The sequence below is a fragment of the Mesorhizobium sp. L2C066B000 genome, assembly GCF_000502335.1.
Taxonomy (GTDB): domain Bacteria; phylum Pseudomonadota; class Alphaproteobacteria; order Rhizobiales; family Rhizobiaceae; genus Mesorhizobium.
Genome location: NZ_AYWZ01000008.1, coordinates 278,555 through 299,817, shown reverse-complemented (window position 1 = coordinate 299,817; position 21,263 = coordinate 278,555). Strand labels below are relative to the sequence as shown.

General features: G+C 63.0%; 19 protein-coding genes and 1 pseudogene. 7 read left to right on the top strand and 13 right to left on the bottom strand.

Features of this window, described 5'->3' with window-relative positions:
- Positions 1–150 precede the first annotated feature (150 nt).
- The 6 genes from X733_RS147355 to X733_RS147380 form a co-directional block, all read right to left on the bottom strand.
- Complete coding sequence (locus tag X733_RS147355) at positions 151–1,128, bottom strand: small ribosomal subunit Rsm22 family protein (protein WP_023819180.1); 978 nt, start codon at positions 1,126–1,128, stop codon at positions 151–153.
- A 155-nt stretch (positions 1,129–1,283) separates the two neighbouring features.
- Positions 1,284–2,633: a cyclopropane-fatty-acyl-phospholipid synthase family protein gene (locus X733_RS147360; RefSeq protein ID WP_023672720.1), complete on the bottom strand. Its 1,350-nt coding sequence runs from the start codon at positions 2,631–2,633 to the stop codon at positions 1,284–1,286.
- Between the two features lie 185 nt (positions 2,634–2,818).
- Positions 2,819–3,406, bottom strand: coding sequence for a 50S ribosomal protein L9 (rplI, locus tag X733_RS147365; RefSeq protein ID WP_023819179.1), 588 nt, complete (start codon positions 3,404–3,406; stop codon positions 2,819–2,821).
- A 266-nt stretch (positions 3,407–3,672) separates the two neighbouring features.
- Complete coding sequence (gene rpsR, locus X733_RS147370) at positions 3,673–3,921, bottom strand: 30S ribosomal protein S18 (RefSeq protein ID WP_006203718.1); 249 nt, start codon at positions 3,919–3,921, stop codon at positions 3,673–3,675.
- Entirely contained in the window at positions 3,921–4,421 is a 501-nt protein-coding gene (gene rpsF, locus X733_RS147375; RefSeq protein WP_023672722.1) for a 30S ribosomal protein S6, read from the bottom strand. Before rpsF ends, rpsR begins: the two co-directional genes overlap by 1 nt.
- A 310-nt stretch (positions 4,422–4,731) precedes the next feature.
- Positions 4,732–6,660: an LTA synthase family protein gene (locus tag X733_RS147380; RefSeq protein ID WP_023752521.1), complete on the bottom strand. Its 1,929-nt coding sequence runs from the start codon at positions 6,658–6,660 to the stop codon at positions 4,732–4,734.
- A gap of 277 nt (positions 6,661–6,937) precedes the next feature.
- Between X733_RS147380 and fabD the strand changes: the two genes are divergently transcribed.
- The 7 genes and pseudogenes from fabD (at position 6,938) to gmk (ending at position 13,804) form a co-directional block, all read left to right on the top strand.
- Complete coding sequence (gene fabD, locus X733_RS147385) at positions 6,938–7,885, top strand: ACP S-malonyltransferase (RefSeq protein WP_023752522.1); 948 nt, start codon at positions 6,938–6,940, stop codon at positions 7,883–7,885.
- A gap of 60 nt (positions 7,886–7,945) precedes the next feature.
- Positions 7,946–8,683, top strand: coding sequence for a 3-oxoacyl-[acyl-carrier-protein] reductase (gene fabG / locus X733_RS147390; protein WP_023752523.1), 738 nt, complete (start codon positions 7,946–7,948; stop codon positions 8,681–8,683).
- 221 nt (positions 8,684–8,904) lie between these two features.
- Positions 8,905–9,141 (top strand): acyl carrier protein, encoded by a 237-nt coding sequence (locus tag X733_RS147395; protein WP_006203723.1) that lies wholly within the window; start codon positions 8,905–8,907, stop codon positions 9,139–9,141.
- A gap of 34 nt (positions 9,142–9,175) precedes the next feature.
- The gene (gene fabF, locus X733_RS147400; protein WP_023685687.1) at positions 9,176–10,438 is read left to right on the top strand and encodes a beta-ketoacyl-ACP synthase II; all 1,263 of its coding nucleotides are present in this window, start codon (positions 9,176–9,178) and stop codon (positions 10,436–10,438) included.
- Positions 10,439–10,640: 202 nt separating this feature from the next.
- Positions 10,641–11,970, top strand: a pseudogene (gene mltG / locus X733_RS01000000166365) (endolytic transglycosylase MltG).
- 262 nt (positions 11,971–12,232) lie between these two features.
- Entirely contained in the window at positions 12,233–13,123 is an 891-nt protein-coding gene (locus X733_RS147405; protein ID WP_023695597.1) for a YicC/YloC family endoribonuclease, read from the top strand.
- A 6-nt stretch (positions 13,124–13,129) separates the two neighbouring features.
- Positions 13,130–13,804, top strand: a complete 675-nt coding sequence (gmk, locus tag X733_RS147410) for a guanylate kinase (RefSeq protein WP_031193552.1) — start codon at positions 13,130–13,132, stop codon at positions 13,802–13,804.
- An 85-nt stretch (positions 13,805–13,889) separates the two neighbouring features.
- Here gmk and X733_RS01000000166360 read toward each other — a convergent pair whose 3' ends face one another.
- From X733_RS01000000166360 to lptG, 7 genes are all read right to left on the bottom strand, one after another.
- Positions 13,890–14,459, bottom strand: a complete 570-nt coding sequence (locus X733_RS01000000166360) for a Fic family protein (protein ID WP_348625866.1) — start codon at positions 14,457–14,459, stop codon at positions 13,890–13,892.
- Between the two features lie 16 nt (positions 14,460–14,475).
- Complete coding sequence (locus X733_RS147415; protein ID WP_023693963.1) at positions 14,476–14,679, bottom strand: hypothetical protein; 204 nt, start codon at positions 14,677–14,679, stop codon at positions 14,476–14,478.
- Positions 14,680–14,794: 115 nt separating this feature from the next.
- Positions 14,795–15,631, bottom strand: a complete 837-nt coding sequence (gene rsmA, locus X733_RS147420; protein ID WP_023742317.1) for a 16S rRNA (adenine(1518)-N(6)/adenine(1519)-N(6))-dimethyltransferase RsmA — start codon at positions 15,629–15,631, stop codon at positions 14,795–14,797.
- Between the two features lie 53 nt (positions 15,632–15,684).
- Positions 15,685–16,713 (bottom strand): 4-hydroxythreonine-4-phosphate dehydrogenase PdxA, encoded by a 1,029-nt coding sequence (pdxA, locus tag X733_RS147425; protein WP_031193551.1) that lies wholly within the window; start codon positions 16,711–16,713, stop codon positions 15,685–15,687.
- Positions 16,714–16,725: 12 nt separating this feature from the next.
- Positions 16,726–17,655 carry a peptidylprolyl isomerase gene (locus X733_RS147430; RefSeq protein ID WP_023819177.1) on the bottom strand — a complete coding sequence of 310 codons (930 nt, stop codon included), beginning with the start codon at positions 17,653–17,655 and terminating at the stop codon, positions 16,726–16,728.
- Between the two features lie 91 nt (positions 17,656–17,746).
- On the bottom strand, positions 17,747–20,179 hold the full coding sequence (locus X733_RS147435; RefSeq protein ID WP_023819176.1) for an LPS-assembly protein LptD: 2,433 nt from the start codon (positions 20,177–20,179) through the stop codon (positions 17,747–17,749).
- Positions 20,179–21,261, bottom strand: coding sequence for an LPS export ABC transporter permease LptG (gene lptG / locus X733_RS147440; protein WP_023695591.1), 1,083 nt, complete (start codon positions 21,259–21,261; stop codon positions 20,179–20,181). The genes X733_RS147435 and lptG overlap by 1 nt, the downstream gene beginning before the upstream one ends.
- Positions 21,262–21,263: the final 2 nt, after the last annotated feature.

Here is a 21,263-nt window from a genome sequence, read left to right as displayed (position 1 = left end):
CCGCACGACCAATCAACCTCGATGCCCCGTTGTTCACAGGGGCGGCAAACCGTCCACAGAAGAGTGTTTCCGCGCCCCGATTCCGGTTGACTCAGAAAGGCGCTGACTTCTATCCGAGTCGTTGGAACAGAGCAAGAACAATCTCGGTGATTACCCGCTTCTTCCGTCCAATGTATCGCCCCAGTCCAGCCGCCGCGCTGCCTTGAACAGCTCGCCCTCGCGCTTGGTGAAAAGTGTCTCGCCGGCGCCGCCATCCGGCTGGCACAGTTTGAGCAGCACCTTGCCGGAGCCCGATTTCGGCGGCGCAATCACGCGCGGCTGACGTACAGGCGCGGCTTGCCGCGACGCCGCGACGTAGATGAATTTCTCGTCCTCCCACGGCACGTCGGCGTCCTTGGCCAGGCGGTGCCGGCGCGAGCGGGCGACGCGGCGCGAAAAATGGCACCAGTCGGGCGGCTCAAGCGGGCAGGGCGCCTCATGCGGACAAGGCGCCAGCACGTGCGCCCCGGCCTCCAGCAATTGCCTGCGCACTGCCAGGATGCGCTGCCAGCCGGCCGGTGTGCCGGGCTCGACGATCAGCAGTGTGTCGCCGGTCAACTGCCAGAGCCGGCCGACAAGCTTCGGCAGCGATGCCGGCGCGATCTCGTCCAGCACATAGGCGCAGGTGACCAGATCGGCAGGCTTGAGATCGGCAAGGTCGATGGTCACGTCGCCGGCGCGCCAGTCCATCCTGGTGGCGATGGTATCAAGGGCGAGCGACTGGCCAACCTTGCGCACCGCGGCGCTTGCTTCAACCAGAACCGCCTCTTCGAGGTCGGGCCACAGGTCTGTAGTGGCCCAAAGCACCGTGCCAGGACCGGCGCCGACATCGAGCAAGCTCGTTGGCTGGAAATCGGGCCGCGCATAGGCGAGTTCGTCGAGACCGGCCCGTACCGCCGCGTAGGTCGCCGGCAGCCGCGTCGCCAGATAGGCTTTTACCGCCATCTCTTCGGCCATGTGCGGGCGGCCGTCGCGCAATTCGGCGCGGTAGCGGTCAGACAGCGTCTTCGCCGCCTGGCGCAGCACCGCCAGCGGTGTCGTTTCGAGCAGGCGCTCGACGCCTTGTCGCAGCGAAGCGGGGAGTTCCACGCTCAGGCTCCGCGTGGCGAGAGCACCGAGGCGCGGGCGAACTCGACAAGGGTGGCGGCGATGGTGGGCAGGCAGGTCATTAAAAAGGTCTCGCGAGAACGAGACCTTTTCAGCGTCGGAGCCGTCAATGGCAAGCGGCAATCGCAATCGAGGCGTTATTCGCGATCCGCCACCTTGCGACGGCGCGCTGGCTTGGCCGCAACGGACCTGACAGCAACGGACCTGGCAGGCACAGACCTGGCGACAGCAGGCTCGGCGGCCGCCGCCTCCTGACGATGCCCCATTTCGCGCATTTCGAGCGCCTTTTCACATTTGGCCATGTAGTCGCGCGTCATCGGCAGCGTGTCGTTCTTCTTGGCGATCTGGATCTGGAAGATCACCAGATCCTGCCAGCGGAAGGCGGCTTCCGAAGCCGCCAGATAGAACTCCCACATCCTGCAGAAGCGCTCGTCATAGATGGCCTTGGCCTTGTCCCGGTTGGCGGCAAAGCGCTGGCCCCAATGCTTCAGCGTATCGGCATAGTGCAGCCGCAGAATCTCGATGTCGGTGACTACAAGGCCCGACTTCTCGATCGCCGGCATCACCTCCGACAGCGAAGGAATGTAGCCGCCCGGAAAAATGTACTTGCGGATGAAGGCGCTGGTCGCCCACGGCACGCCGGAGCGGCCGATCGTGTGCAAGAGCATGACGCCGTCGGGCTTCAACAGCGTCGCCGACTTGTCGAAGAAGGTGCGGAAGTGGTTGACGCCGACATGCTCGAACATGCCGACCGAGACGATGCGGTCGAAGCGTTCGTTGAGTTCGCGGTAGTCCTTGAGGTCGAAATGCACGCGGTCCTGCAAGCCTTGCGCATGCGCCCGGTCGGTGGCGACGCCGTGCTGCTCGGTCGACAGCGTCACGCCTTGCACGTCGACATCGAAAGCCTTGGCGAGATAGAGGCCGAGTCCACCCCAGCCGGAGCCGATATCGAGCACGGTCTGGCCGGCCTTCAGCCTGAGCTTGGCGGCGATATGGCGTTTCTTGGCCATCTGCGCCTCGTCGAGCGTCATGTCCGGCTGTTCGAAATAGGCGCAGGAATACTGCATGTCGTCGTCGAGGAAGAGCCGGTAGAGGTCACCCGACAAATCATAGTGGCGCTGCACGTTGCGGCGCGCCCGTGATGCGGTGTTGATCTGCTGCAGGCGGCGAAAGGCGTGGCGCAGACCCTCGATGGCCTTCGACCAGGTGGCGTCGATACCGCCGCTGCCCATGTTCTGGAAGGCGATGCGCATCATACCCAGTACGCCGCCCTCGATGATGTCGAGTTCGCCGTCCATATAGGCTTCCGGCACGGCCAGCATCGGATCGAAGGTAATGGCGCGCTCGGCATGCGCGGTCTTGATGTGCATATGAACCGGCTCGCCGCTGCCGTCGCCGAAAACCACTGTCGAGCCCTTCGGCCCGGTGACTTTCAGATTGCCCGTACGCACCAGGCGGTCGAGAACGCGTTTCAACAGAATATTCATCACCAAATGTCCCCTCACGGTCAGACTGGCGGACCAATTCTGCAACAATATATAGGGGTTCGAAAAGTTCCATTTGGCACAAAAATGCCCGGGCGAGAGGCCCGGGCATTGGTCCAGAAAGGCTGGATGACGAGGAAGTGATTGGAGCGCTGCTCCCTCGCTTCCCGATCAGGCCCAGTGCGGGATCAGGCGTTGTCTTCTTCGCCGCCTTCGAACTCGGTGTTCGGGTCGAAGAAGTTCTCCGGCCGTGCGTTGTCGTTGATGTCATCGCCATAGATGGCTTCGGCGGTGGTCAGCGTCTCGCCCTTGGCCTGGCGCTCGGCTTCGTCAGCCGTGCGGGCGATGTTGAGGCTGATGGTGACCTCGACTTCCGGATGCAGCGCAATCGCCACATTGGTGACGCCGATGGTCTTGATCGGCTGGTTGAGCTGGATCTGGTTGCGGTTGACCAAGAACCCTTCGGCGGTCAGCAGGTCGGCGATGTCGCGGGTCGACACCGAACCGTAGAGCTGGCCGGTCTCGCCGGCCGAACGTACGGCGATGAAGCTCTTCCCGTCGAGCTTTTCGGCAACCTGGCTGGCTTCCGACTTGCGCTCGAGGTTGCGGGCTTCGAGCTGCGCGCGCTGTCCTTCGAACTTCTTCTTGTTGGCTTCGTTGGCGCGCAGCGCCTTGCCCTGCGGCAAGAGGAAGTTGCGGGCAAAGCCGTCCTTGACCTTGACGGTATCGCCCATCTGGCCGAGGCGGGAAACGCGTTCGAGAAGAATCACTTGCATGTCTTGTTCCTTCGTCTGGGCACCGACCGCGGGATCGGCGCCGAATTGAATGGAACAGGTCAGGAAGCTCTGAGCGCCTTGGCGCCGGTGTCGCTGTCCTGCCTGTCGCGGCAGTTAGAGGCTTTTCACCTCAACTCGGGATTTCAATGCATGTCGCCAAGAGTGGTCCCGGTTTTGGGACAACGACATGCATCATCAAATTACCCCTGCGGCGCCCGTCGCCGTGGGAGAAGGAAGCAGGCGGCGAACCGCCTGCTTCGGAGATCTTAGCGAACCACGTAGGGCAGCAGGCCGAGGAAGCGGGCGCGCTTGATCGCCTTGGCGAGTTCGCGCTGCTTCTTCTGGCTGACGGCGGTGATGCGCGACGGCACGATCTTGCCGCGCTCGGAAATGTAGCGCTGCAGAAGACGCACGTCCTTGTAGTCGATCTTGGGCGCATTGGCGCCGGAGAACGGGCAGGTCTTGCGGCGGCGATGGAACGGGCGCCGGGTCGGGATCTGATTGATGTCGACCATTATTCTGCACCTCCTTCAACGCCTTCGCGCGGACGGCGCGGACCACGATCGCCACCGGCATCGCCAAATGAGCGCGGCGGACGATCGCCACGGTCGCCGCGATCACGGTCGCCGAACGAGCGCGGACCACGATCGCCACGGTCGCGGTCGCCGAAGCCGCCGCGTTCCGAGCGCTCTTCGCGCTTCTGCATCATGGCCGACGGGCCTTCCTCATGCGCCTCGACCTTGACGGTCAGGAAACGCAGCACGTCCTCGGACAGGCCCATCTGGCGCTCCATCTCGTTGAGCGCTGCCGGCGGGCAGTTGAGGTCCATAAGCGTGTAGTAAGCCTTCCGGTTCTTGTTGACCCGGTAGGTGAGGGACTTCAGTCCCCAGTTCTCGACCCGGCCGACGGACCCGCCATTTGCGGAGATGACGCCCTTGTACTGTTCGACAAGCGCATCGACCTGCTGCTGCGAGAGGTCCTGCCGGGCAAGGAACACATGTTCGTATAGAGCCATAGTGGTTCAGTGCCTTTCTTCGTTTCTCTCCCGGATCCTCGCGGCAAAAGCCTCTGCAACTTCTCTGACCCGCTGATCCCGAAGGGGCGGGGAAGAAAGGAGCATTTCGAGACGGTCGAGAGCGGAGACACGGGAGGCGGAAGCGCTTCTGGCTTCACACGAAGGTTTTGGGTAAAACCTCCGGCCCTCCGTTCAGCCCCCAGCAAGGACCGGCAGATTGCGGGCGTCTATATAGCAATTTGGCTGGAAGGCAAGGGTAACGCATGCTCCGGACAGCGTCCTGGCGTCGCAGGGTTGGATAAAGAAGGCATCAACTCGTATGCGGGGTACGACCGTTGATCGTTTCGGGGAAGAAGTCCGGGGCCGCCTTACGCTTGCCGAACATCATGTCGTATTGCAGCAGGCGGAAATCGTTGATCGCCGGATCAACATCCTTCTGCCGCGCCCAGTCCGGCGTGGCCTCACCTGACGGTGTCAGAAGCAGATTGCGGTCGACGACGCGATAGCGTTCGCGCAGCGCGCCCAGGAAGCCGGTGTAGTAGGGGTGCGTGATCCCGGCCGTCGTAAGGATATGGTAGGGCAGGAAGGCTGGGCTCACGGCGCCCATATCCTGCGCCGGACCGGTGCGGTTAGACCAGATGACCAGCGGCGTCTGATGATGCTCCAGTGCCGCCTCGGGCGTCGGTTCCTTGCGCGGCGCGACATTGTCCTTCAGGTAACCGGTTTCGACATAGACGGGGCCGAGCGGCGGCAGATGGTCGCCGAAGAAGGCGATGACCGTCGGCCGCTCGCGCTTCTTCGCCCATTCGATCAATCGCTCGAGGCCACGGTCGGCATCGGCCGATCCCTCGGCGTAGCTGAGCAGCGATTCCCGCGCCCACGTGCTGATCGGTGCCACGACCTTGTGGGTCGGATTGTAATAGCGGTACGGCTCGTAGGGACCGTGGTTCTGCAGGCTGACGGCGAAGAAGAACACCGGCCGCTCGCTGGCGTCGGCCTCTGCGATGATCTCGTCGGTCATCGACGCATCGGAAGCCAGCGGCCCGCGCTTTTCCAGTGGCGGCAGCGTCTCTTCCGAGCGGAAATCGTTGAAACCGAAATCGGCATAGACGGCGCCCCTGTTCCAGAACCAGTTGGTGCCCGGATGGATGGCGCGCGCCCGGTAGCCCTCGCTTTTCAGGAAGGTCGCCAGCGACGGCGTCGGCGTGCGCACATATTGCTGGTAGGGGATCGAGCCCGCCGGCAGGAAGGCATTGGAAAAGCCGGTCAGCGCCTCGAATTCGATGTTGGCGGTCATGCCGCCGAATTCCGGCGAGAACATATAGCCGGAACGCAGCGCCCGCACATTGGGGATCGGGTCAGGCGTGATTGTGACGCCGGGCAGCTTGGTCGGATCCCAGAAAGATTCGCTCATCACCACGATGATGTCGGGTTTCTCATCCGGTACCGAGGCCGCCACATCAGGCCTGTCGATCGCGTCGATCGCCTTGTCGGAATAGCCCGCCGGCGCCGAGACATGCGCCATCGGCACGTTTAGCGCGAAGGCCAGCGCAAACCCGTTGGAGGCGTAGTTCTCCTTCTGGTCCCACATAATCGGGATGATCTGCAGCCGGTCGCGGGTCCACGAGAAGGTGGCGTAGTCCATGATCGAGACGAAGAAGGCGAGCAGCGGCACTGCCAGCGTCAGCCGCGCCAGCCGCCCTTTGCGGCTGAGGATCGGAACCTTGCGGCGCCACAACCGCCAGCCATAGATCAGCAGCGACAGGCCGGCGACGATGCCGACCGCCATGGCGAGCGCCGTCCAGGGCCGTTCGCGCACCAGGAGCGGCATCAGTGCCATGATCTGGCGCGAATAAAGAAAATCGGTTGGGTAGAGCGGATCGCCGAGATAATGCGACTTCTGATGCCCGACAAAGGCCAGCGCCAGCGTCAGCGGCGCCACGATCATCAGACTCTGGTGACTGCGGCCAAGCACGGCGTCCAGTCCCATCAGCACCAATGCAAAGACAATGATGGTGGTCCAGCCCGGCTTGAATGGCTGCAGGAAGAAGTCGACCGTGCCGAAGAAGTCGCCGCGCACGATCCATTCGATGGCGAACACCAGGATGGCGGAGGCAAGCAGCGTGACCAGACCGTAGCGGATGACCGGCCATCTGCGCCCCGGCAGGTAGCCGGTGGACGGATCGTCTTCCAAGAACTGTGGCGCGGGTACGGCCGCGCCCTTCCTGATCCTAGCCACGTCTCTTCCCCCGGCCCAAGCAACGCGTATTTCCACTCGCGCCACCGTTCTGTCATAGAACTGTCATGCAAAAGCTAGCGCCTGTGGCGAAAATAAGAAGAGCCAGCAAACGATTCGTGAGCGGTTTTCATCAGGTGTGATCGGCAAAAAGCCTTTGGGAACAGGGACTCGAGGTCAGCTCCGGTTCAAGCGAGAGCCGAAATGCCGCCTCCGGGCTTGACTTGACGGTCCGCCTTGCGTCACAGGCAGGAAAAATCAGCCGCTGGAGAGCGCCCAAATGGCCGTCGCATTCACCTTTCCGGGACAGGGCAGTCAGGCTGTCGGCATGGGCAAGGACCTCGCCGACGCCTTCCCCGAGGCACGCAGGGTGTTCGAGGAAGTCGATGATGCGTTGGGCGAAAAGCTGTCGAAACTGATCTGGGAAGGCCCGGAAGAGGCGCTGACCCTGACTGCCAATGCCCAGCCGGCGCTGATGGCGGTCTCGCTGGCGGGAATCCGCTCGCTGGAAGCGCGCGGCTTTTCGCTGAAGGACAAGGTTGCCTACGTTGCCGGTCATTCGCTCGGCGAATATTCCGCCCTTGCCGCGGCCGGTTTCGTTTCGGTCGCCGATGCTGCCCGGCTGCTGCGCATCCGCGGCAACGCCATGCAGGCGGCGGTGCCGGCCGGCGAGGGCGCCATGGCGGCGATCATCGGACTGGAACAGCCCGACGTCGAAGCCGCTTGCACCGAGGCCGCAACGGGATCCGGCAAGGTCTGCCAGATCGCCAACGACAATGGCGGCGGCCAGCTGGTGATCTCCGGCGCCAGGGCGGCGGTGGAACTCGCCGCGAAACTGTGCACCGAAAAGGGCGCCAAGCGGGCGCTGATGCTGCAGGTCTCCGCACCCTTCCATTCGGCGCTGATGGCGCCGGCGGCCGATGTCATGCGCGAGGCGCTGGCCGGCGTGACCAAGAATGCACCGGTCGTGCCCGTCGTCTCCAACGTCACTGTAGCCCCGACCAGCGACCCCGACGAGATCGCGCGCCGCCTGGTCGAGCAGATCACCGGCCGCGTGCGCTGGCGCGAAACGGTGGAGTGGTTCGGCGCCAATGGCGTCGCCACGCTGTTTGAGATCGGCGCCGGCAAGGTGCTTTCCGGCCTGGCGCGGCGGATCAACCGCGACATCGCCACATCGGCCGTCGGCACGCCGGCCGAAGTCGAGGCGGCGCTGGCCGCGCTTGCATAATCCACTGGCGATTCAACCCCTCCCGTGGGAAGGGTGTTCTCTTAAGATCAGGAGACGAAAATGTTCGAACTGACCGGCCGCAAGGCGCTCGTCACCGGCGCATCGGGCGGCATTGGCGAGGCGATTGCCCGGGTGCTGCATGCGCAAGGCGCCATTGTCGGCCTGCACGGCACCCGCATCGAGAAACTGGAGACCCTGGCCGGCGAACTCGGCGACCGGGTAAAGCTGTTCCCGGCCAATCTTGCCGACCGTGACGTGGTCAAGGCGCTTGGCCAGAAGGCCGAAGCCGAACTCGAAGGCGTCGACATACTGGTCAACAATGCCGGCATCACCAAGGACGGCCTGTTCGTACGCATGGCGGATGCGGATTGGGACAGCGTGCTGGAGGTGAACCTCACCGCCGTGTTCCGGCTGACCCGCGAGCTGACCCATCCGATGATGCGCCGCCGCCATGGCCGCATCATCAACATCACCTCGGTGGTCGGCGTCACCGGCAATCCTGGCCAGACCAATTATTGCGCCTCCAAGGCCGGCATGATCGGCTTTTCCAAGTCGCTGGCGCAGGAGATCGCCACCCGCAACATCACCGTCAACTGCGTCGCCCCGGGCTTTATCGAATCGGCCATGACCGACAAGCTCAACGACAAGCAGAAAGACGCGATAATGGCCGCGATCCCGACGCGCCGCATGGGCACGAGTGTTGAAGTGGCGTCGGCCGTCGCCTATCTCGCCTCCAACGAGGCAGCCTACGTCACCGGCCAGACCATCCATGTCAACGGTGGCATGGCCATGATCTGACAGGATATTGCCGGGTGATAAGAAGACATGGCCGGCTTGTGAAAAGAGACCATTTCGCCTTGGACCTCGGCCATTTTTCGTGTAATGCGGCCCGCAACCCGGCGGTTCGGGCAAAAACCGGTCCGGCATCGTTGCGTTTCCGGCAGGACCATCTTTCAGCTTGATTAGCGGCATTCTGCCCGCTAACGAAGACAGACAAACAAAAGACGAGGATGCCCCAAATGAGTGACACCGCAGAGCGCGTCAAGAAGATCGTCATCGAACATCTTGGCGTCGATGCCGACAAGGTGACGGAGCAGGCGAGCTTCATCGATGATCTGGGCGCGGACAGCCTCGACACGGTCGAACTCGTCATGGCGTTCGAAGAAGAGTTCGGCGTCGAGATTCCGGACGATGCGGCCGAGACCATCCTGACCGTCGGCGATGCCGTGAAGTACATCGACAAGGCTTCGGCCTGACACTATCCGCAGTCATCACCGGGGAGGACCTGCGATGAGGCGAGTCGTCGTCACGGGCCTTGGCCTGGTTTCGCCGTTCGGCATGGGCTTCGAGCACAGCTGGAAGGAACTTCTGACCGGCCGCAGCGCCGCCAAGCGCGTCACCGAGTTCGAAGTGGAAGATCTTGCCTGCAAGATCGCCCACGTCATTCCGCGCGGTGACGGCACCAACGGCACGCTCAATCCCGAAGCCGTGCTCGAGCCCAAGGAACTGCGCAAGATCGGCGACTTCATCCTTTACGGGATTGCGGCCGCCGACGAAGCGCTGAAGGATTCCGGCTGGGAGCCCAGCACCGAAGCCGAGCGCTGCGCCACCGGCGTCATGATCGGCTCCGGCATTGGCGGCCTCGAGGGCATCGCCGAGAACGCTATCATCCTGAAAGAGCGCGGACCGCGCCGTATCAGTCCATTCTTCATTCCCGGCAACATTATCAACCTGGTATCTGGCCAGGTATCGATCCGGCATGGGCTGAAAGGCCCCAACCACGCCGTCGTCACCGCCTGCTCGACCGGCGCGCACGCCATTGGCGATGCCGCCCGGCTGATCATCTTCGGCGATGCCGACGTGATGCTGGCCGGCGGCGCGGAATCGCCGGTGACCAGACTATCGCTTGCCGGCTTCGCTGCTTGCCGGGCACTGTCCACCGACCGCAACGACACGCCTGAGAAGGCCTCGCGTCCCTATGACCGCGACCGTGACGGCTTCGTCATGGGCGAGGGCGCCGGGGTCGTCGTGCTGGAAGAACTCGAACACGCCAAGGCGCGCGGCGCCAAGATCTATGCCGAGGTCACCGGCTACGGCCTGACCGGCGATGCCTATCACATCACTGCACCGGCCGAAGACGGCGACGGCGCCTTCCGCTGCATGACGGCGGCGCTGAACCGGGCCAAGCTGACGCCCGCCGACGTCGACTACATCAACGCGCACGGCACCTCGACCATGGCCGACACGATCGAACTCGGCGCCGTCGAGCGGCTGGTCGGCAACGCCGCCTCGAAAATCTCGATGTCATCGACCAAGTCGTCGATCGGCCATCTCCTGGGTGCCGCGGGCGCCGCCGAGGCGATCTTTTCGATCCTCGCTATCAGAGACAACATCGCGCCAGCCACCATCAATCTTGACAACCCGGAACGGGAAACCGCGATCGATCTTGTTCCGAACACGCCACGGCATCGCCAGGTCGACGTGGCGCTGTCCAACTCCTTCGGCTTCGGCGGCACCAACGCTTCGCTGGTATTCCAGCGTTATACAGGCTGATTGCGGTATCGACCGGCGCGCCAGCGGTCTGTCGTCAATTTTGCCATATTCAAGCCTACTCTGCCGCTGGGGATTCGTCGCATCGGCCTGAAACCGAAGGCGCTTTTTTTAAAAGCACGATGCGTAGGCTTGAAATGTTAGGGCACGCTGTGCGTCCAATCGGGCGCATGGTCGCTCTAAGAGATCAGATGGTAGGGCGCTAATGAACACCAATCCGGGCGGCAGCGGACAATTCGGACAAAACCAGCAGACCGGCCCGATCGTGCCGAAGACCGCGGCCGAGGCTTTGCGCCCGGAAGCCGGCACACCACCACCAAAGCGCTCGCGCGCCTCGCGCAGCCAAGTCGTCGTGTTCATGAACTTCGTCATCTCCGCGGTGATGTTGATGATCCTCGCCGCCGGCGTTTCGCTCTATTTCGGCAAGCAGGCATTCAACGAACCGGGCCCGTCGGTGGCCGGCGACACCTTCCTGGTCAAGCCGAGCACCGGCGTCCAGGATATTGCCGACCAGCTCGAACGGCGTGGGCTGATCAGCGATGCCCGCATCTTCCGCATCGCCGTGCGGGTCTATGGCAATGATTCAGCGCTGAAGGCAGGCGAATACGAGATAAAGCCGCGCGCCTCGATGCGCGACATCATGGAGCTTCTGAAGAGCGGCAAGGCGGTGATGTATTCGCTGACCATTCCCGAGGGCCTGACGGTCGNACATCATGGAGCTTCTGAAGAGCGGCAAGGCGGTGATGTATTCGCTGACCATTCCCGAGGGCCTGACGGTCGAGCAGGCGCTGCAGCGCATCGCCGAGCAGGATGCGCTGACCGGCGACATGCCGGCCGCCAAGCCGGCTGAGGGCAGCCTCGCCACCGACACGCTGCGCTTTACCCGCGGCGCCACGCGCCAACAGATGGTCGACAAGCTGCTCGCCGACCAGAAGAAGCTGGTCGACGAGGTCTGGCAGCGGCGCGCGCCCGACCTGCCTCTGGCCAATGTCGACGACTTCGTCACCTTGGCCTCCATTGTCGAAAAGGAAACCGGCCGGGGCGACGAGCGCTCGCGCGTTGCCGCCGTCTTCCTCAACCGTCTGGCCAAGGGCATGCGGCTGCAATCCGATCCGACCATCATCTACGGCCTGTTCGGCGGCAAGGGCAAACCCGCCGACCGGCCGATTTATCAGTCTGACATCCAGAAACAGACGCCTTACAACACCTATCTGATCAACGGCCTGCCGCCGACGCCGATCGCCAATCCCGGCCGCGCCGCGCTCGAAGCCGTCGCCAACCCGTCGAAGACCGATGATCTCTATTTCGTCGCCGACGGCACGGGCGGCCACGTCTTTGCCACCACGCTTGCCGAGCACAATGAGAACGTTGCCCGCTACCGGGCACTGCAGAAGAAGCAGGCTGAAGACGCCGCCAAGGGCGCCAAGACTCCGGGCCAGACCGATGCACCGGCGGATGGCAACGACAACGGTGACGCAAGTGGCGATGCCGCCGGTGACAGCGGTGATGCCGGCGATAGGGGTGCCGCCCAATAGCAGGCCGGCGCTTTCAGACGGATCGACCTTAAGCGATGCGGACAGAGGCGGACGCGCTGCTGCTTTGAACGAGTAGCGGGGTTCGAAGCGTTTTCGGTCTTGCTCGGGTGCCTCTGCTTCTCGATTTCAGCCCTGCGAGATCGAAACGACAGCGGAAATCAACATCTTGCTGGTGTTGCGATTCTGACATTCGCGCCGCCCGTGATATCGAACGCATGCGCGATTTGTAGAATCGGACCATCAGGGAGACACGAGCCGCATCATGAATTTGCAGAGCATGACCGGATTTGCACGCACTGTTGCCGAACATGACGGCGCCTCGATCGCCTGGGAGGTCAAGTCGGTCAACGGCAAGAGCGTCGAGGTCAGGTTGCGGTTGCCGCAAGGTTTCGAGCGGCTCGAACCGACTGTGCGGCAGACGCTGCAGAAGCGCTTTTCGCGTGGCAATTTCCAAGCGACGCTGACCGTCGGCCGCGCCGCCGGCCAGCAGGCGCAGCCGGTGGTCAACGAAGCCTTCCTCAGGGATCTGGCGGGCTTAGCCAAGCGGCTGCAGGACCAGTTCGGTGTTGGTCCGGCAACTGCCGACGGTCTGCTTTCTCTGCGCGGCGTGCTCGATATCCCTGAAACCAGCGAAACCGAGGAGGTGCGGGCAGCACTCGACGCGTCAATCCTGTCGGCGCTGGAAACGGCGCTTACAGGTCTCGAGCAGGCACGCCAGAGCGAGGGCGAAGCGCTGCGTTCGCTGCTTTCCGGCCATATCGACGCCATTGAGGCGCTGACGCTTCAAGCCGAGGCCGACCCGTCGCGCGAACCGGCGGCGATCCGCGAGCGGATCGCCGAACAGGTGCGGCTGCTGATGGATGCGTCGGCCAATCTCGATGCCGGCCGGCTGCACATGGAAGCGGCGTTCCTGGCCACCAAGGCCGATATCCGTGAAGAGATCGATCGGCTGAAGACGCATGTGGCGTCGGGCAGAGCGCTGCTGGCAAATGGCGGCGCCATCGGCCGCAAGCTCGATTTTCTGGCGCAGGAATTCAACCGCGAATCGAATACGCTGTGTTCCAAGTCGAACGCCGCCACTGTCACCGCCATCGGGCTGGAACTCAAGGCGGTGGTCGACCAGTTTCGCGAACAGGTCCAGAATCTGGAGTAAACCCGAATGGGTGCCAAGGAGCCGATGGTTGCCAGGGATCTCGGATCCCGCATTCGCCGCCGCGGGCTGATGCTGGTCCTGTCGTCGCCGTCGGGCGCCGGCAAGTCGACGATCGCGCGCAACCTGCTGGAAAGCGACGGCAGCCTGGAATTATCGGTCTCGGTCACCACCAGGCCACGCCGCGGCTCGGAGATCGAGGGCGTCCACTATCACTTCCGCACCACGCGCGAGTTCGAGCGGCTGCGCGATTCCGACGCGTTGCTCGAATGGGCCGAGGTGCACGGCAATTGCTACGCGACGCCGCGCGAGCCGGCCGAACTGGCGCTGGCGCAGGGCCGTGACATGCTCTTCGACATCGACTGGCAAGGCGCCCAGCAGCTCAAGGAGAAGATGCGCGCCGACATCGTCTCGATCTTCATCCTGCCGCCGTCGATGAAGGAATTGAAGTCGCGCCTCAAGCGCCGCGCCGAGGACCAGGAGCACGTGATCGAGACCAGGCTGAAGAACGCCCGCAACGAGATCGAGCACTGGAAGGAATATGACTTTGTCATCGTCAACGACGATCTCGACCGCGCCTTCGCCGAAGTGCGTGGCATCGTGACGGCGGAAAGGCTGCGGCGCGACCGCCGGCCCGGGCTGTTCGATTTCGTCTCGGGGTTGCTGGACGAGAAGACGGAATAGGCAGCTGTCGTTCCCCGATGGCCGGCTGTCCCCATGAAGGCGTCTTTGGCAAACGATCTGGCAATATGGACGCTGTGGGCATCTGTTACTGGCTGGCGATATCTTTTATGAGTTCTGCCAATGGGGTTTCCTCGCCGGCAAAGCTCTCAATCATCGCATTCAGGACGTTTTCGCGACCGAGCATATCGGCATTGAATGGGAATCCCGCATTCTCCATCAGCATTGCCAGAAAGGTAAGCTGCGTGCGGCCGTTGCCTTCGCGAAACGGGTGGACGGCATTGATTTCGGCCAAAACATGCGCGGCCCGAACGGCGAAGGCGTCGAGGTCGAGTTCGCAGAGATAATCACCGTCGGCGAGTTCGCCGAAAATTCTATGCATTTCCTGGTTGATATACTCAGGATAGCAGAACCAGTTGCCCCCCTTGCCGATGGGGATGGCGCGAACCTCTCCCGCCCATTCATAAACGTCCTGGAACAGGTGATGATCGACGCCTTGTAGTGCTCGAAATCCAGACGGCCTGCGGGGATATGTTCGTCGGCCCTGGTCAGGAAAAGTGCCAACTCGAATGCATCGAGTTGGGCCTGGTCTTTGATATTCAGCCTGTTGCGGAGAACGGTCGTGCCTGGGTAGCACAGCGATCATGTTCAGCGGCATAGACCACCTGCCGATCCTACTTCTTGCGGGTTACTTGGTCCTTGATAAGCGCCCTGCGCTCATCCCCGCTCAGGCCGCGCTCACGGCTTTCCTTCAGAATGAAGCCCATACGTTGCGATAGCTTCAAGCCTTCAACCGCGCTGATTTTTTCGCCCCTGCCGCTGGTCAGGACAAACTGGCCATTTTGGGTCGGCCGGAGGCTTGAGGTACTCTTTTTCATATGACGACAATATCACGCTCGGCGACTCACCGGCAACTGCATGCCGCTATATGCTGCTTGTCGTCGCTGTCACACAGGATGCCATTTGGGTCCACGGCCGCGCCAGCGCCGCCGGTCAAAGCGCGTTTGTCAGCCGCACGAATTCCTCGACGCTGAGCGTCTCCGCACGCCGGGTCGGATCGATGCCGGCGCGCGTCAGCAGTGCCTCGCCACCCAGGCTCTTCACGCTCTGCCGCAGCATCTTCCGGCGCTGGCCGAAAGCGGCTTCGGTGACGCGGCCGAGTTTTTTCACGTCGGTTGACAAAGGGTTGGCGCGCGGCACCAGATGCACCACCGAGGACGTTACCTTGGGGGGCGGCGTGAACGCTTGCGGCGGCACGTCGAAGGCGATCCTCGCCTCGGTCCGCCAGCCGGCCAGCACGCCGAGCCGACCATAAGCATCGCTGCCGGCGCTGGCGACAATGCGCTCGGCCACCTCGCGCTGGAACATCAGCGTCATCGATTGATAGAAGGGCGGCCAGTCCGCCACGGTCAGCCAACGGATCAACAGCTCGGTGCCGATATTGTAGGGCAGGTTGGCGGCAATCCTCACCGGGCCGCCTTGTGACGCGGCATTGGCAAGAGCGGCAAAATCCGTCTTCAGCGCATCGCCGCTGATCACCTCGAGCCGGCCCGGATAGTGGTTGGAGACCTCGGCCAAGGCCGCCAGGCAGCGTTCGTCGCGCTCGATGGCGACGACGCGACGGGCACCGGCAGAGAGCAGCGCCCTGGTCAGCCCGCCGGGGCCGGGGCCGACCTCGATCACCGTGCTGTCGCTGAGGTCGCCGGCGACCCGCGCGATCTTGCCGGTCAAATTGAGGTCGAGCAGGAAATTCTGGCCAAGCGCCTTCTTTGCCTGCAGTCCATGGCGCTCGATCACCTCGCGCAGCGGCGGCAGCCCGTCAATGCTCATGAATTTTGGGCTCATGAATTTTGGGCTCATGATTTGGGCTCATGATTTTTGGCTCATGCAACTGCGGGCTTTGCGCCGGTATCGGCCAGCCGGCGGGCCAGCTTCAGCGCCGCGATCAGGCTGTCGGGACGTGCGATGCCCTTGCCGGCGATGTCGAAGGCTGTGCCGTGATCGGGCGAGGTGCGGATGAACGGCAGGCCAAGCGTGACGTTGACGGCCTCGTCGAAGGCCAGCGCCTTGGCCGGGATCAACGCCTGGTCATGATACATGCAGACCGCCACGTCGTAGCCGGCGCGGGCGCGCGCATGAAACATCGTATCGGCCGGCAGCGGCCCGAAGGCATCGATGCCTTGCGCCCGCAACATGTCGACCGCAGGACGAATGATGCGCTCGTCCTCTGTCCCCATGGCGCCGCTTTCGCCGGCATGCGGATTGAGGCCGGCAAGCGCGAGCCTCGGCCTGGCGATGCCGAAACGGCGTGCAAGATCGCCGGCGGTGATGCGCGCGATGGCAACGATCAGCTCCGTCGTCAGCGTCTTCGGCACCTCGGCCAGCGCGATGTGGATGGTGACCGGAACGGTGCGCAATTCGGGGCCGGCGAGCAGCATCACCGGCGTCACCGTGCCGCCGGTGTGGAGCGAGGCCAGATGCGCCAGATATTCGGTGTGACCGGGAAAGCCGAAGCCGGCATCGTAAAGCGGCTTCTTGGCGATCGGGCAGGTGACGACCGCGGCCGCGTGACCGGCAAGGCAGTCGGCGACGGCGCGATCGATGGCCTCGATGATACCGGCGGCATTGGCCGGGTCGGGCCGGCCGGGATCGTCGGTGAAGTGGGCCGCCAGCGGCACCACGGGCAAGGCGTGTTGAAAGACACCAGCTGCTTGGGCCGGCACCGTCTCGGCGATTGCCACCGCCGCGCCGAGCCGGCGCGCCCGCGCGGCAATCAGCGCCGGATCGGCGAGAAGATAGAAGGGCGCGGCACCGGAACCGCGGGCGCTCTGCCACGCGGCAATGGCGATTTCCGGACCGACGCCGGATGGATCGCCGACGCTCAGCGCCAGCGGAAGCTCTGTCTCATGCACGGCTGGGCCGGTTCAGCGCGTAACGATCTTGGCTTTCGCCTTCAGCTCTTCGACATACTTGGCCGAGAGCTCGTCGGCGTTCTTGTCGCCGCTGCCTTCGCTCTGGAACACCATCTGGGCCGCCTTGTCGTCGGAAACCTCGCGCGATGAGCAGATGCCGATGAATTCGATGCCGCGATCGGTCTCGCGCACGGCCGTGGCGGCGCCCAGCTTGGTGGCCTTGATCTGCTCGGCCCAGTCCGGCGGCAGTTGCGGCGCCAGCAATCGGGGGAGGTCGCGAACGGTGACGTCGATCAGGCCCTTGGCGAATTCACGCGTGGTGTTGCAGCCATTGAAGCGGGCGCGCATGGCTTCGGCCTCGCGCTTGCGTTTGGCGAGTGTGGCACTGCGCTCGGCCTTCGGCACCACGAAGATCACCTGCTGCAGCATGTACTCGGTGGCGCTTGGCTTGGCGCCGCCTTTTTCGAGCATGCGCTTGACCAGATCCTGTTCGCTCACCTGCCCGCCGCCGCCGCTGTAGCGTGCGCTCAGCGCCTGGTTCCACGCCATCTGGGAGCGGATGAATTCCTTGAAATGCTCCTTGGTCACGCCGGACTGCGCCATGACACCGTCGAGCTGCTTGAGCTGCATCTTGTTGCTCGAGGCAAAGCGCTGATAGGCAGCCTCTACCTGGGCGTCGGAGATGCGGATGCCGAGACGCCTGGCCTCCGCCATACGCAGCGTCTGGTCGATCATTTCCTGACCCGCGTCACCCTTCTTGCGCTGCAGTTTCAGGAAGGCAGCCCGGTGCGCGATGTCGCCGGTGGTGATCGGCATGTTGTTGACGACATACTTGATTTCACTGGCGAAGGCCGGCGGTACCATCATGGTGACAGAGACCGAGGTCGCCGCCAACAGGAGCGCGAATCCTGCCGAAAACAGGTATTTCCTCATCGAAAGCATCCCAATTCTAGCCCGGTTTTGGCCGATTCCAGCCCGATATTGGCGAAATCCGTGCCCGCTTTATGCGGCAAAACGATGTCGTCAGCCGGCTCTACTGGATGGAGTCGATCGAGCTTTGGGACGAGCCGAAATCGCCGAGCGTGCGGAACGACAGGTTGAAGCCGACATTCTGCGACACTTCCTTGGTGTTGATGTCGCGTGATTCCGAGTACGTCATCAGGTAGGTGAAGCAGGAATCATTGTAGGCAAAGCCGACGCCGTCCTTGACCAGCACGCTTTGTTGCAGGTCATAGGTGCCGGTGCCGAAGACGCGCCAGTTTTCGGCCAGGTGTGTCGAGGCGCCGAGCGTGACTTCGTGGCGGTCGGTGGTGAAACCATAGAGCGGCTGCGCCTGGATGAAGGCGTATTTGGCGCTCAGCGAAACCGGCAGCCCGGAATAGGCGGCCTTCACCTCGGCACGGCGAACTTCGAAGGTCTGCTCGTCGAAGCGGCCGCTGAGCGAACCGGAGAAGCCGCTCGGGCTGCTGAAGCCGACAAGGCCGACATAGTCGGAGGTCGAAGTCTCCAAGCCGGAATCGGCGCCCGCATTGACCAGATCCGGTGAATCGAACGAGTTGCGCCCGCCCAACTGGTAGGATTGGCCGAAGATCGCGTTGGTGCCCCAGCCATTGTCGTAGGCGCCGGAATAGCGGAACCCGACATTGGCGCGGCTGCCGCCTTCGACGCGGTCGTAGCCGGAGAACTTGTCGCGCTCGAACAGCGTCGTGGCGTCGAAGACGAAGCTCTGTGCATCCTCGTTGGGAACGGCGAGCCCGCCGACATACTGCTCATTCGGGCGCATGAAGACCTGCGCCATCGGCTCGACGATATGGCTGGAGCCGGTCATCGAGAACAGCACCGGCCAGCGCATTTCAAGTCCGGCGGTCGCCATGTACCGGGCGAAGGAAGACCGCATGTCGTCGGCGGCACCGACATTCGTTGCCATCTGGTTTACCGCAGTCAGCGAAGCCGAAGAAGCGTTGAGATAGTCGACGTCGCCCTGCAGAGCCAGAAGGGGCGTCAACTGCAATCCGCCGTCCGTGGTGAAGGTACGCTTCCATTCGGCCTCGGCGGTGAGGCGACCGGATTCGCCCTCGATGCCGCGCACGCGCTGGACGCCTGAGCCCGGCACATAGGGGGTAAAATAGGCCTGATCGAGATCGTCGCGGCGGATGATGCGCGCATTGACGTTGAACGACAGCTGGCCGCCGGCCACCGACATGTCGGGGATGTAGGCATAGTCGAGCGACGGCAACACCCAGGGCTGCTTGTCGCTGCGCGATGCGACGTTGCCGTCCGGTGTGTTCTCCTGAACCTGGAAGCGCATGGCGCGCACATCGAAATAATTGCGGTCGTTTAGGCCGGTCAGGTAGACCGACGATTGATGCACGGCGTCGTTGTAGCCTTCGATCGTATAGGTACGCGAAAAATTCTTGTCGGTCTGAAGCAGGATATCCCAGCCGAAGTCCCAGCGCGGATTGATGGCGAACTGGCCCTTGGTGCCCATCATGCCGCGGAACTTGTTCGGATCGCCTGCTGGCCCCGAATTGACATTGTAGCCGCCGGGGAAAGCCGCGAAATCACGGAAAGCGCCAGGGTCCTGCTGGTTGATTCCGGCAAGCTTCAGCGTGTATTGGCCATTGTTGAAGCGCTGGCGCCACTCGGCCTCGCCGAGGAAACCCTGCTTGGTGTAGCCGCTGCCGGTAACGGTGAGGTCGTAGGTCGGCGACAAAGCGAAGTAGTAGGGGACTTTGACGCCGACGCCGAGACGATTGTTGTAGCCGATGCTGGGGATCAGGAAGCCGCTTTTGCGCTTGACCGTCGGGTCAGCGATCTCGAACGCCGGCAGATAAGCCAGCGGGAAACCGAAGAATTCGAAATTCGCGTTCTCGAAGCGAACCGTTTTCTTTTCGCCGTTCCAGATGATCTTCCTGGCTTTGATCCGCCAGGTCGGCGCCTTGTCCGGCTTGTCTTCGCAAGGCTCGCAGGCCGTATAGACGCCGTTGTGGAACGTTGTCAGCACGCCGCCCATGCGCTCGGCGCTTTCGGCGGCGAAATAGGCTTTTTCGGGCGTTTCGACGCGCAGCGCATTGACGAAACCGTCAGCGAAATCGTCGGTAATATCGATATGCTGCGAGTTGATCTTGGTGCCGTCGCTGTTGACGATCTCGACATTGCCGCTGGCAACCAGCCGCTTGGTGTTTCGATCATAGACGACGCGCTGGGCGACGAGCTTGTTGCCGCCATAGTCGATCTGGACGCCGCCGATGGCGGTGACCGTCTGGTTGTCGTTGTTATAGACGAGCGTGTCGGCCGCCAGCAGCATCTGGGAGCCGGAGGGAACCTTCGTTGCCACGTCGGTAACGTCCTGCGCCAGCGCAGGGCCCGTCAGCACGCCGCAGGCGAGCAGGCATGCCAAGGCGCTCGCCGAATAGAGGCGCGCCAAACCGGCCTGCCTATGGCTGCGCAAAGCCGCCTCCCTCACTAGCCGTCTTCCTTGTATAGCAGGAATGTCACCCCAAAGAACATAGCCACGACAACCGGAACCCATGCAGCCACGGCTGTGGGCACGAATCCCGCAACGCCGAATGCCTTGACCAATACCGAAACGACATAAAGCAGAAAGCCGGCGAGGACGCCACCCAGAATCATCGTTGCCGACTGCCCCATCCTCGCAAATCGCATTGAAACTGTTGCCGCAATCAGCGTCATGGCCACAAGCAGGAACGGTAACGCCACCAGCGAATCGAACTGCATGGCGAAGGCATTTGCCTTGAGGCCGAAGGAGCGGGCAACCTCAATCTTGCCGGGAAGGTCGTAAAACGGGATGGTTTCGGGGCGCGCCAGCCGTTCCTGCACGAATTCCGGCTTGAGGTTGGTCGGCAACTGGTCGGTCGTTTCGGAACGGATGTTGCCGTCCTTGAACACCTTGACGTCCTGCAATTCCCAGTAGCCGTCGCGCAGAAAGGCCCGGGCGGCGTCCTTGCGCTCGACGATATTGCCCTGCGGATCGAGGACGAAGAACACGGTGTCGGCCATTTCCAGGCCCTGGTTCAGGATGGCGCGGGCGCCGATGATGGTATCGCCGGAGTTGGTTTTCTGGCGGATCCACGGCGTGGCATCGGCCGCCACCGCGTTCGAATTGCCGGATCGCAGCTGGTTTTCCATCTGCTCCGACCATGAGAAGCCATGCGCGGCGATCGGATTGAGCACGCCGACCGACAATATGCCGAATAACAGCGCACCGATGCAGCAGGGCAACAGAAACTGCCAGGCCGACACTCCGGCCGAGCGCGCAATCACCAGCTCGTATTTTCGGTTGAGCGAGACCAGCGTCGCCATCGCCGAGAACAGGCCGACGAACGGCACCGTCTGCAGCATGATCATCGGCATCCTCAGCGCCGAGATGGCGACCGCCGTGCCGTAGGTGAAGCCCGGCAGGCCGGTGATGCGGCCGGACAGCTCGGTGAAGTCGATCAGGAACACCAGCGCCAGAAGGCCGATGAAGAACCAGATCGTGATCGACACGTAGCGAAAGAAGAAGTAGCGGCCCAGGGTCCAGCCCATCG

Coding starts and splice junctions, on each gene's coding strand:
- X733_RS147360 (WP_023672720.1), bottom strand. CDS start 2,633: ATGAATATTCTGTTGAAACGCGTTCTCGACCGCCTGGTGCGTACGGGC.
- rplI (WP_023819179.1), bottom strand. CDS start 3,406: ATGCAAGTGATTCTTCTCGAACGCGTTTCCCGCCTCGGCCAGATGGGC.
- rpsR (WP_006203718.1), bottom strand. CDS start 3,921: ATGGTCGACATCAATCAGATCCCGACCCGGCGCCCGTTCCATCGCCGC.
- rpsF (WP_023672722.1), bottom strand. CDS start 4,421: ATGGCTCTATACGAACATGTGTTCCTTGCCCGGCAGGACCTCTCGCAG.
- fabD (WP_023752522.1), top strand. CDS start 6,938: ATGGCCGTCGCATTCACCTTTCCGGGACAGGGCAGTCAGGCTGTCGGC.
- fabG (WP_023752523.1), top strand. CDS start 7,946: ATGTTCGAACTGACCGGCCGCAAGGCGCTCGTCACCGGCGCATCGGGC.
- X733_RS147395 (WP_006203723.1), top strand. CDS start 8,905: ATGAGTGACACCGCAGAGCGCGTCAAGAAGATCGTCATCGAACATCTT.
- fabF (WP_023685687.1), top strand. CDS start 9,176: ATGAGGCGAGTCGTCGTCACGGGCCTTGGCCTGGTTTCGCCGTTCGGC.
- X733_RS147405 (WP_023695597.1), top strand. CDS start 12,233: ATGAATTTGCAGAGCATGACCGGATTTGCACGCACTGTTGCCGAACAT.
- gmk (WP_031193552.1), top strand. CDS start 13,130: ATGGGTGCCAAGGAGCCGATGGTTGCCAGGGATCTCGGATCCCGCATT.
- X733_RS01000000166360 (WP_348625866.1), bottom strand. CDS start 14,459: ATGCCGCTGAACATGATCGCTGTGCTACCCAGGCACGACCGTTCTCCG.
- X733_RS147415 (WP_023693963.1), bottom strand. CDS start 14,679: ATGAAAAAGAGTACCTCAAGCCTCCGGCCGACCCAAAATGGCCAGTTT.
- rsmA (WP_023742317.1), bottom strand. CDS start 15,631: ATGAGCATTGACGGGCTGCCGCCGCTGCGCGAGGTGATCGAGCGCCAT.
- X733_RS147430 (WP_023819177.1), bottom strand. CDS start 17,655: ATGCTTTCGATGAGGAAATACCTGTTTTCGGCAGGATTCGCGCTCCTG.
- lptG (WP_023695591.1), bottom strand. CDS start 21,261: ATGGGCTGGACCCTGGGCCGCTACTTCTTCTTTCGCTACGTGTCGATC.